At 63.8% G+C, this 792-nt stretch carries 2 protein-coding genes; both read left to right on the plus strand.

Translation table 11 applies throughout. From position 1 onward, the window contains the following. Positions 1-466, plus strand: a 466-nt coding sequence (locus IMZ11_RS42850; RefSeq protein ID WP_228649333.1) for a cupin domain-containing protein, incomplete at its 5' end; no start/stop codon positions are given. 82 nt (positions 467-548) lie between these two features. After that, positions 549-792 (plus strand): hypothetical protein (locus tag IMZ11_RS42855; RefSeq protein ID WP_228649335.1); only part of this gene is annotated, 244 nt, incomplete at its 3' end.

The following is a 792-nucleotide window of genomic DNA, read 5'->3' on the forward strand; positions in this document are numbered from 1 at the left end:
GTCGAAGATCGAGAACGCCCAGACCTCGTGCAGCCTGTCCACCCTGGCGTTGTTGGCCAAAGGGCTCGACGTCCCGGTGACGAGTCTGTTCCGCGGGGCCGACGTCGAGCGCCCCGCGGCATTCGTGAAAGCCGGCACCGGTCCAGAGATAGTGCGCAACGGCACCAAACAGGGTCACGAGTACCAGCTGCTGAGCTCGCTGCGCGGCGAACACAAGCGACTGGAATGTCTGCACGTAACACTGACCGAAAAAAGCCAGACCTATCCTTTGTTCCAGCATCCCGGCACCGAGTTCCTCTACATGCTCGAAGGGGTCATGGACTACAGCCACAGCCGCTCGGTGTACCGGCTGCAGCCGGGCGACTCGCTGCAGATCGACGGGGAAGGCGCGCACGGACCGGTTGACCTGATCGAACTGCCGATCCGGTTCCTGTCGGTCATCGCCTTCCCTGACTCGCAGGTGTAGCGCCTTTCCGGACACCTTCCGCTCATACTGCGTAAACCTCGGGTCGTTACTTCTGAACGCCGAGGGGCGGCAAAGGAGGCACATGAGCACCGCAAGGACCGGTACGGCCACCATCAACCTGCGCGAGGCAGTCGCGATGGATACGGCCGAGGCGATCGAACTGTGGCTGGAGATGGAGTCCGAACCGACCGAGCGTGAGCGTCAGATCGCTGCCTTGCCCGCCGGCGGCAGAGGCCGACTCGGCGAGCTGCTCGACACCAAGACCGGTCCCGAGCTGATGACGACCATCGACGCTCACCTGGCCGCCAAGGTGCTGAAGGCGACAC

This window comes from Microtetraspora sp. AC03309 (assembly GCF_020826795.1).
GTDB lineage: Bacteria > Actinomycetota > Actinomycetes > Streptosporangiales > Streptosporangiaceae > Microtetraspora > Microtetraspora glauca.